The organism is Streptomyces purpurogeneiscleroticus (assembly GCF_020024005.1).
In the GTDB taxonomy this organism is placed as follows: Bacteria; Actinomycetota; Actinomycetes; order Streptomycetales; family Streptomycetaceae; genus Streptomyces; species Streptomyces purpurogeneiscleroticus.
The window spans coordinates 1-9383 of record NZ_NHSG01000479.1; the positions used below are offsets into that span (position 1 = coordinate 1).

Annotated in this window: 9 protein-coding genes; 8 read left to right on the forward strand and 1 reads right to left on the reverse strand. The window is 70.2% G+C overall.

Annotated features, from left to right (window positions below):
• The first annotated feature begins 40 nt into the window (after window positions 1-40).
• Both CCS38_RS34525 and CCS38_RS34530 read left to right on the forward strand, forming a co-directional pair.
• The gene (locus tag CCS38_RS34525) at window positions 41-1522 is read left to right on the forward strand and encodes a GntP family permease (RefSeq protein WP_223737545.1); all 1482 of its coding nucleotides are present in this window, start codon (window positions 41-43) and stop codon (window positions 1520-1522) included.
• Window positions 1523-1668: 146 nt separating this feature from the next.
• On the forward strand, window positions 1669-2514 hold the full coding sequence (locus tag CCS38_RS34530; RefSeq protein WP_223737546.1) for a S1 family peptidase: 846 nt from the start codon (window positions 1669-1671) through the stop codon (window positions 2512-2514).
• A 55-nt stretch (window positions 2515-2569) separates the two neighbouring features.
• On the opposite strand, the gene CCS38_RS34535 is transcribed toward CCS38_RS34530, so the two are convergent.
• Complete coding sequence (locus tag CCS38_RS34535; RefSeq protein ID WP_223737549.1) at window positions 2570-3571, reverse strand: chitinase; 1002 nt, start codon at window positions 3569-3571, stop codon at window positions 2570-2572.
• A 590-nt stretch (window positions 3572-4161) separates the two neighbouring features.
• Between CCS38_RS34535 and CCS38_RS34540 the strand changes: the two genes are divergently transcribed.
• From CCS38_RS34540 to CCS38_RS34565, 6 genes are all read left to right on the forward strand, one after another.
• A complete protein-coding gene (locus tag CCS38_RS34540; RefSeq protein WP_223737551.1) occupies window positions 4162-5046 on the forward strand; it encodes a hypothetical protein in 885 nt (294 codons plus the stop codon).
• A gap of 157 nt (window positions 5047-5203) precedes the next feature.
• Complete coding sequence (cpaB, locus tag CCS38_RS34545; protein WP_223737553.1) at window positions 5204-5908, forward strand: Flp pilus assembly protein CpaB; 705 nt, start codon at window positions 5204-5206, stop codon at window positions 5906-5908.
• An 8-nt stretch (window positions 5909-5916) separates the two neighbouring features.
• The gene (locus tag CCS38_RS34550; protein WP_223737565.1) at window positions 5917-7221 is read left to right on the forward strand and encodes a CpaE/TadZ family protein; all 1305 of its coding nucleotides are present in this window, start codon (window positions 5917-5919) and stop codon (window positions 7219-7221) included.
• Window positions 7222-7224: 3 nt separating this feature from the next.
• Entirely contained in the window at window positions 7225-7620 is a 396-nt protein-coding gene (locus CCS38_RS34555; protein WP_223737567.1) for a TadE family protein, read from the forward strand.
• 3 nt (window positions 7621-7623) lie between these two features.
• The gene (locus CCS38_RS34560) at window positions 7624-8010 is read left to right on the forward strand and encodes a TadE family protein (protein WP_223737569.1); all 387 of its coding nucleotides are present in this window, start codon (window positions 7624-7626) and stop codon (window positions 8008-8010) included.
• The gene (locus CCS38_RS34565) at window positions 8007-9353 is read left to right on the forward strand and encodes a TadA family conjugal transfer-associated ATPase (protein ID WP_223737570.1); all 1347 of its coding nucleotides are present in this window, start codon (window positions 8007-8009) and stop codon (window positions 9351-9353) included. The genes CCS38_RS34560 and CCS38_RS34565 overlap by 4 nt, the downstream gene beginning before the upstream one ends.
• The last annotated feature ends 30 nt before the right edge of the window (window positions 9354-9383 follow it).

Below are 9383 nucleotides of genomic sequence, written 5' to 3' on the forward strand. Positions count from 1 at the left end.
CCCTGCCTGGAACCCCCCTGCCTGACAACGGAGTCCCGCCATGTCCCTCCAGTTCCTTGCCGCGGCCCCCGCCCCACCGGCTCCACCCCACACCGGCGGCCTGCTCGCCCTGATCCCGGGCACGGCCGGTCTGCTCACCGTCGCGGCCCTCGGCATCGCCCTCCTCCTCGTCCTGATCATCAAGGTCAGGCTGCAGCCCTTCGTCGCGCTGCTCTCCGTCTCCATCGCGGTCGGCCTGGCCGCCGGGCTCTCCGTCACCGAACTCTTCGGCACGGTGCAGAAGTCCGATGTCGTCTCGATGATCGAGAGCGGCATGGGCGGCATCCTCGGCCACGTCGCGATCATCATCGGCCTGGGCACGATGCTCGGCGCCATACTCGAGGTCTCCGGCGGCGCCGAAGTACTCAGCTCCCGCCTGCTCCGCCTCTTCGGTGAGAAGCGCGCGCCGCTCGCCATGGGCCTGACCGGCCTGATCTTCGGTATCCCGGTCTTCTTCGACGTCGGCATCTTCGTCCTCGCGCCGATCGTGTACGCCGCCGCCAAGCGCTCCGGCAAGTCGATCGTCCTGTACGCCATGCCGCTGCTCGCCGGCCTGTCGATGACGCACGCCTTCCTGCCGCCGCACCCCGGTCCGGTCGCCGCCGCCGGCCTCTTCAAGGTCGACCTCGGCTGGGTCATCCTGATGGGCCTGGTCTGCGGTATCCCGGCCGTGCTGGCCGCCTGGGGCTACGCCGCCTGGATCGGCAAGCGCGTCTTCGTCCCGGTCCCGCACGACATGGTCGAGGCCGCCGAGGAGGCCAAGGCCGCGGTCGCCGCGGAGAAGGCGGCGGCCGGCGCCGACGCCGACGAGAAGCCCGTGCCGCTCGGCACCGTCCTCGCCATCATCGGCACCCCGCTGATCCTCATCCTCCTCGCGACCTTCTCCTCCATCGCGCTGCAGCCGTCCTCCGGCCGCTCGGTCATCGAGTTCTTCGGTCACCCCTTCACGGCCCTGACCATCGCGCTGATCCTGGCGTACTACCTCCTCGGCATCCGCCGCGGCTGGTCGCGCAAGTCCCTGGAGACGGTCTCCACCGCGTCCCTGAAGCCGGTCGGCAACATCCTGCTGGTCGTCGGCGCCGGCGGAATCTTCGGCGCGGTCCTCAAGGGCAGCGGCGTCGCCGACGCCCTCTCCGACACCTTCCAGAACGTCGGCCTCCCGGTCATCGTGCTGGCCTGGCTGCTCTCCGTCGTCCTCCGCGTCGCCCAGGGCTCCGCCACGGTCGCCATCGTCACCACCGCCGGCATCGTCCTCCCCCTGGTCGAGTCCCAGCACCTCTCCCAGCCCCATCTGGCCCTGGTCATCATGGCCATATCGGCGGGCTCGATCTTCGCCTCGCATGTGAATGACGGCGGGTTCTGGATGGTCGCGAAGTACTTCGGGATCTCCGAACGCGACACGCTCAAGACCTGGACGGTCCTGGAGTCCGTGCTCTCCGTCGCGGGCTTCGTGGTCGCGGCGCTGGTGAGCCTCGTGGTCTAGCAGTGCCCCTCGTGGTCCGAAGAGGTTCTGGCCGTGCACGGTGATTGCCGTGCACGGTCATTGCCTTGGCGCCCCGGTGCCCCGAATATGTGCATGACAACGCCGGAGAGTGAAATCTCTGGTTCGCATATCGGAGAGGACCCCACATGCACAGACCTCTCGTCGGCGCTCTCGCCAGCGCCGTACTCGGAAGCGCCGCTCTGATCGGAGCGGGTGCCGGGCCCGCCGCGGCCGACGCGCCACGGGCCAAGGCCGTGGACTTCGCCGGGACCGTGGCGCTCAGCAACTGTTCGGGTGCGGTGGTGCGGATGCCGGACTCGGCGGACACCGACAAGGCGCTGGTCATGTCGAACGGGCACTGTGTGGAGTCGGGGATGCCGGGGGCGGGTGAGGTCCTCGTCGACCGGCCGTCCAGCCGCAGCTTCACTCTGCTCAGCGCGTCCGGCGGCAACAAGGGCACGGTGCGGGCGAGCAAGATCGCGTACGCGACGATGACGGACACCGACGTCTCGCTGTACGAGCTGACCTCCACCTACGCCGACATCCAGCGGAAGTACGGCATCAAGGCGTTGCAGCTGGCGACCGAGCACCCCGTCCAGGGGGCCGGCATCAAGGTCGTCTCCGGGTACTGGAAGAAGATCTACTCGTGCAGCATCGACGGGTTCGTGCATGAGCTGAAGGAGGGGGAGTGGACCTGGAAGGACTCGGTCCGCTACACCTCCGCGTGCAACACGATCGGCGGCACGTCCGGCTCGCCGGTGATCGACACGGCCACCGGCAAGGTCGCGGCGGTCAACAACACCGGTAACGAGGACGGCGGCCGGTGCACGATGAACAACCCGTGCGAGGTCGACGAGAACGGCACCGTGACGGTCCGGCAGGGCATCAACTATGCCCAGCAGACCTACACCATCCCGAAGTGCTTCGGTACGGGCAACAAGCTCGACCTGGGGCGGGAGGGCTGCACGCTCCCCAAGCCGGCCGGGGAGTGACCGCGTGAAAGGGGCCCGCCGCCGGGGAGCGCCGGCGGCGGGCCCGTTCGCGGCCCTACGGCAGGTCGTGCACGTGCCCGCCGACCTCGTTCGCGAAGGCGTTGCCGTTCGCCGCGTCCCAGTTGGTCGACCAGGTCATCGCGCCGCGCAGCCCGGGGTAGGTCTTCGACGGCTTGAACGAGCCGCAGCCGGTGCCCTTCGTGAGGCAGTCCAGGGCCGCGTTGACCACGTCCGGCGCGACGTAGCCGCTGCCGGCGGCCTTCGGGGACGCGGGGACGCCGATGCCGACCTGCGATGCGTCCAGGCCGTTCTCCAGTTGGATACAGGCCAGCGCGGTGAGGAAGTCCACCGAGCCCTGGCTGTAGACCTTGCCGTCGCAGCCGTTCATCGAACCGCTGTTGTAGTACTGCATGTTGACGGCCGTGAGGAAGTCCTTGATGCCGAGCGCGGTCTTGAAGTACTCGTTCTGCGGCGACTGCATGTCGACCGTCTGCGGCGCCATGGTGACGACGAGGTCGCCGTGCGCGGCGTGCAGGGACTTCAGCGCCTGAGTCATATACGTGGAATTGAGGCCGTTCTCCAGGTCGATGTCGACGCCGTCGAAGCCGTATTCGTCCATCAGCCGGCCGACGGAATCGGCGAAGTTCTTCGCGGAAGCCTCGTCGGCGACGGAGACGGCGCCCTTCTCGCCGCCGACCGAGATGATCACGGATTTACCGGCCGCCTTTTTGGCCTTGATGTCCGCTTTGAAGTCGTCCGTCGAGGCATAGCCGAGCGCGGGGTCGAGAGTGAAGTCGACCTCGCCCGGTGTGCCGGTGGCGTCGGCGAACGCGACCGCGATGATGTCGTAGGCGTCGGGGACGTCCTCGAGCTTCTGGACGGTGGCGCCGTTGTCGAAGTTCTGCCAGTAGCCGGTGACCGCGTGCGCAGGTGGGGCGGCCTGGGCGGACGGAACGGCGCCGGCCGCCGTCAGTCCGGCGGTCGTCAGCGCGGCGGCGGCGAGAGCGCCGAGCAGTCTCTTTGTGAGCGTGAACGTGCGTGGGCGTGCGCGAACCACGACAGCCTCCGGTGGGGGGAGTGGGGGTGTTACGGAGTGCGCGTTCAGGGGCCCCTGTTGCTGCCCTACAACGTGGTCCAGACCAATAATTCTGTCAAGGGTCCGGACGGAACGGGAATTGGCGCAGATCACGTTTCGTGGCGTCATTTCCTGGACAGGGGGTCGAATTCCGCTGCGGCTGAGTGCTGTTCGGGTGTGTGCTGCGGGGAGCGGAATTCCCCTGGGAGCGAACAGGGCGCGGAGCTGCCCGGATCGGTACGGAATGGCGGTTCGTGGGCGGGTCGTTGCGGACGGGTTCGCGGTGACTGGTCGTCACATGCCCGTACTTGTGGCTTGATCACGTCCCTTGTCCGGATCCGACCACGTGCCGACTTGTAAACTTCAGTATTCAACAGTAATGGCTGTGGATAGATCGCCGTTGATCGGTAAATGATCTCCGGAATGGCTACCGTGAGAGCGTTGTGGTGACGGTCGCCGGAGGCGTCGGAGTGTTTTCTGTTGCCCGGGACGCGGCTAAAGTCTGCGCAGGACAAGACACCGCAGCGAGGGAAGTTGTGGAGCGACTGACGTGGTGAAACGGGGACAGACACATGCCGACCGCGATAGCCGTCACCAGCCCTGATCTGGTGCTGGCGCCGCCCGACAGGGTGACGCCCCCCGCGCATGTGCTCGGCCCTCCGGAACGCCAGTCGCTGGACGACGCGCTGTCCCAGATGTACTTCCTCCTGGAGCAGCACGGCCATGTCCTGGTGGTCCACTCCCACGCGGCACCACAGGAGCACGTGCGCCGCCTGCAGACCCTCCGTGCCGTCCTGGAAAGTGACCGGATCGCGTTGATCAGTAGCGCATTGCCGCCCCTCGGCGTCGCTCTGCTGGTGCGTCAGTTACGCCAGCTGTCGGCGTGCGACGTGGGCCCCGGCGTGCTCGGCGCGGCCGCGAAGCTTCTCACGTACTACATCCACGCGGGCGCGCTGCTGAACAGCGTGACCCGCCTCGACGCCGTGCCCGTCAGCCTCAAGGCGCACGCGAGATCCTGGGTGCCGGGCTCGCAGTTCGCCGTGCTGGCCCACCCGACCCCGGAGCTGGTCATGCTCGGGCCGGACGGCGCCCGGCTCACCGGTCCCGACTTCCCCACCCACCTGACCGTGGCGCAGGGGCAGTTCGTCTCCGAGTGGCCCCGTACGCTGGCCCGTCAGTGGTCCGTCCAGGCCGTGCAGCAGGCCGAACTGCCCGCCGAGTCGGCGCGCTGGTGGGGGACCGGCCGGCTGACCGAGTTCGCCGCCGGCATCGCGGACACCGCCGTACTCGCCCGGCTCGTGGCCTCCGTGCACCGCTTCCCCTGCCCCTGGTGCGGTCTGGAACTGATCGGCGACCGCTGCGCGTTCTGTGCTGCCCCGGTGCTCCCCGCGGAGCACTCCAGCCCCTCCGGCACCGCCGCCATGCGCGGAGCCGGACCGTCCGGCCGGTCGCGGTAGCGGCCATCCGGTGCGGCGGCCACAGTGGGCACATGGACGGATTACTCGGCGACGGGGCGGCACACGAGCCGGTCACGGCCCCACCGCACCCGTACCACCCCTGCGTCATGCCCCGCCCCGCTCACCGTAATCGCCCTGAACGAGGTAGTCCGCAACCATGAACTCACGCCAGCGCCGCGGCATCGTCCTGCTGCTCCTGTCGGTCCTGTGCGCATTCGGCGCCTTCGCCGGCGTCCTGTCGGTGATCAGCGACGTGCAGTCCAAGGTGGGACCCGAGGTCTCCGCGTACGAGCTGCGGACCGATGTCGCCGCGTACAAGGTCCTGAGCGAGGGGCAGTTCCGGAAGGTCCAGGTGCCCGAGCGCTGGCTGCCGAGCACCGCGGTGCGCGACCTGGACCAGGTGGTGGGCAGGATCGCGGTCAATCCGCTGCGGAAGGGCTCGCTGCTGCAGACCGACATGGTCGCCGACCGGCCGGCCCTGAAGCCGGGCCAGCAGGAGATCGCGATCATGATCGACGCGGCGACCGGCGTGGCCGGCAAGATCACCCCCGGCTCCTCGGTCAACATCTACGCCACCTTCGCGGGAGAGGACGGCGGCGCCAACAGCTCCAAGGTGATCGTCAGCAACGCCAAGGTCATCGACGTCGGCCGGCTCACCGCGCTCAAGCCCCGGCCGGGCGAGACGGCCGACGCCGGCGGCGAGGCCGTGCCGATCACGTTCGCGCTCAGGACGCTGGACGCGCAGCGCGTCGCGTACGCGGAGTCCTTCGCCACTCACGTACGCCTGGCGCTGGTCGCGCCGGGCAGCGACGCCACCATCCCGGACGATCAGCGGGACTACACCCTGGCCGGGGACAAGTGAGGTAACGGATGGTCACACGAATCCTCCCGGCCGTCGGCGACGCCGAAGCGGCCCGCGCGGTGACGACGCTGCTGAGCCAGCTGCCGGACACCGAGCCGGCGCCGCCCGTCGGCAATTCGACGCTGCTGCTCGACACCCTCGCGCAGCTCGCCGAGGAATCGCTCGCCGACCTGCCGGAGGTCGTCCTCGTCCACGAGCGCGTCGGCCCGGTGCCGGCGCTGGAACTGATCCGCGAGGTCGCCCTCCGTTTCCCGGCGGTCGGGGTGATTCTGATAACCGCCGACACCGGTTCCGGGGTGTACGCCGCCGCCATGGACTCCGGCGCCCGCGGCGTCGTCGGCCTGCCCCTGTCGTACGACGAGCTCTCGGCGCGTGTGCACGCCACCGGGAGCTGGGCGGCCGGGGTGCGCCGCCACCTGAGCGCGGACGCCGGGATGCCGGCGGGGCCCGGCGGCACGGTCATCACGGTCAGCGGCGCCAAGGGCGGCGTCGGGACCACCACGCTCGCCGTGCAGCTGGCACTGGCGGCCCGGGCGGTGGGCCGGCACGTGGCGCTGGTCGACATGGACCTCCAGAGCGGCGACGTCGCGTCCTACCTGGACGTGCAGTTCCGGCGGTCCATCGCCGACCTGGCCGGCATCAAGGACATCTCGCCGCGCGTCCTCCAGGACGTGGTGCTGCACCACGAGACGGGCGTGGGGCTGCTGCTCGCGCCGCAGGAGGGGGAGCGCGGCGAGGAGGTGGACGAGCGGACCACCCGGCAGGTCATCGGCGCGCTGCGCGGCCGGTACCACGTGGTGATCGTGGACTGCGGGTCCCAGCTGACCGGCGCGAACGCCGCGGCGGTGGAGATGGCCGACGCCGCGCTGCTGGTCGTCACGCCGGACGTGGTCACGGTACGGGCGGCCAAGCGCACCGTACGGATGTGGGACCGGCTCCAGGTGCGCAAGGCCGAGGACACCCTGGCGGTGGTCAACCGGCACACCCGTACCACCGAGATCCAGCCGCCGCTGGTCGAGCGGATCGTCGGCACCCGCGTGGCTCGTACGGCCGTGCCCGCGGGCTTCAAGGAGCTGCAGCCCGCGGTCGACGCGGGCCGGATGCAGGACCTGGACGACCGGGGCCAGGTCAAGCAGGCGATGTGGGCGCTGGCCGGCGAACTGGGCCTCGGCCGCGGGTCGGAGGACGGTCCGGTGGGGCACGGCCGGAGCAGGCGGGGCAAGTACCGCAACGACCGGGGCTCGATCGGCTTCCGCCGCCGCCGCGAGGGCCGCGGCGGCGCGGCCGCGGACAGACCAGGCGGGGAGGGCTGACCGATGACGCCCTGGCGGGTACGTGTCGCGCGGCGCGTGCGGCGGATGCGGGAGGACCGGGGGCAGGTCGCGGTGGAGTTCCTCGGCATGCTGCCGCTCATCGTGACCACCCTGGTGCTGCTGTGGCAGTGCGCGCTGGTCGGTTTCACGTACACGCTGGCCGGAAACGCCGCGGACCGGGCGGCCCGCGCGGGCAGTTCGGGCGGTCCGGGGGCCTGTGAGCGCGGCGGTACGGAGGACCTGGGCGCGAGCTGGCGCGCGGGTGCCGCGGTCTCCTGCACGCCCGCGCCCGGCCTGGTGAAGGCCGAGGTCGCCCTCAAGGTGCCCGTCCTCTTCCCCGGCTCGCTCTCCTTTCCCTTCCGGGTCACCGGCGAGGCCGCCGCCGTGAAGGAGGACTGAGCCATGGGGCCATGTACACGGCGGCGGGCCGACCGGGGCCAGACGGTCGTCGAGTTCGTCGGCATGCTGCCGGTGCTGATCCTGGTGGGCCTGGCGCTGGTCCAGTTCGGCATCGCGGCGTACGCGATCCAGCAGACCGGTACGGGAGCGCGCGCCGCGGCCCGCACCGCGGGGCTGGACGAGCCGGAGATCAGCCCGGACGCCGCCGGGCGGGCGGCGATGAGCGGCTGGCTCGCCAAGGGGGCCACCTTCTCGCCGGGCTCCGGGGGACCGGGCGCGGTGACGGTGACCGCCACGGTACGCATCCCCTCGATCATCCCGTTCGTCGACGACCTCGGCGCCACCGAGAAGACCGTCACCATGCCGCGTACGAAGGAGTCCGGACCATGAGCCTGAGGGCGCGCATCAACGCTCCCGAGGCCCCCAACGGGCAGCAGGAGGAGAATCACCTCGTCGCCGTCTACCGCGGCAAGCTGCTGGAGGAGATCGACCTCGCGGAGATGTCCTCGCTGGCCGCCGCCGAGCGGCGGGCCCGGCTGGAACGCGTACTGGGCCACATCATCAGCCGCGAGGGCCCGGTCCTGTCCACGCACGAGCGCGCCATGCTCATCCGGCGCGTCGTCGACGAGGCGCTGGGCCTGGGCATCCTCGAACCGCTCCTGGAGGACGCCTCGGTCACCGAGATCATGGTGAACGGGCCCGACCAGATCTTCGTCGAGCGGGCCGGCAAGGTCGAGCTGCTGCCGCTGCGGTTCGCCTCCAACGAGCAGCTGATGCAGACCATCGAGCGCATCGTCTCCACGGTCAACCGCCGGGTGGACGAGACGAACCCGATGGTCGACGCCCGGCTGCCCTCCGGCGAGCGGGTCAACGTCATCATCCCGCCGCTCGCGCTGTCCGGCGCCACGCTCACCATCCGCCGCTTCCCCCGCTCCTACACCCTCCACGAGATGATCGGCCTCGGCTCGCTGGACGAGCACATGCTGATGCTGCTCGCCGGCCTGGTGCGGGCGAAGTTCAACATCGTCGTCTCCGGCGCGACCGGCTCCGGCAAGACCACGCTGCTCAACGCGCTCTCCGGGCTGATCCCCGAGGGCGAACGCATCATCACCATCGAGGACTCCGCGGAGCTCCAGCTCCAGCAGACGCACGTCATCACCCTGGAGGCGCGCCCCGCCAACGTCGAGGGCAAGGGCCGGATCACCATCCGCGACCTGGTGCGCAACTCCCTGCGGATGCGCCCGGACCGGATCATCGTCGGCGAGGTGCGCGGCGGCGAGACCCTGGACATGCTGCAGGCGATGTCCACGGGCCACGACGGCTCGCTGGCCACCGTGCACGCCAACAGCGCCGAGGACGCGCTGATGCGGCTGCAGACGCTGGCGTCGATGTCCGAGGTCGAGATCCCGTTCGTGGCGATCAAGGACCAGATCAACAGCGCGCTGGACGTCCTCGTCCAGCTCACCCGGCACGCCGACGGCACCCGCAAGATCAGCGAGATCGCGATCGTGGACTCCTACGGCCGCGAGGACTACCGGCTCGTCTCGGTCGCCAAGTTCCTGCCCCGCCCGATGGCCGCCGACGGCACGGTGCACGGCACGTTCGAGTACTACCCGCTGCCGCGCCGCGTCGCCGACCGCCTCTACATGAAGAACGAACCGATCCCGGCCGCCTTCGGCGTCGCCTCCGACGCCGGCCAGCTCGTCGTCCGCAAGGGCGAGTACCCCACCTGACCCTCCGCCCGTTCACCCCGCCCCCTCACG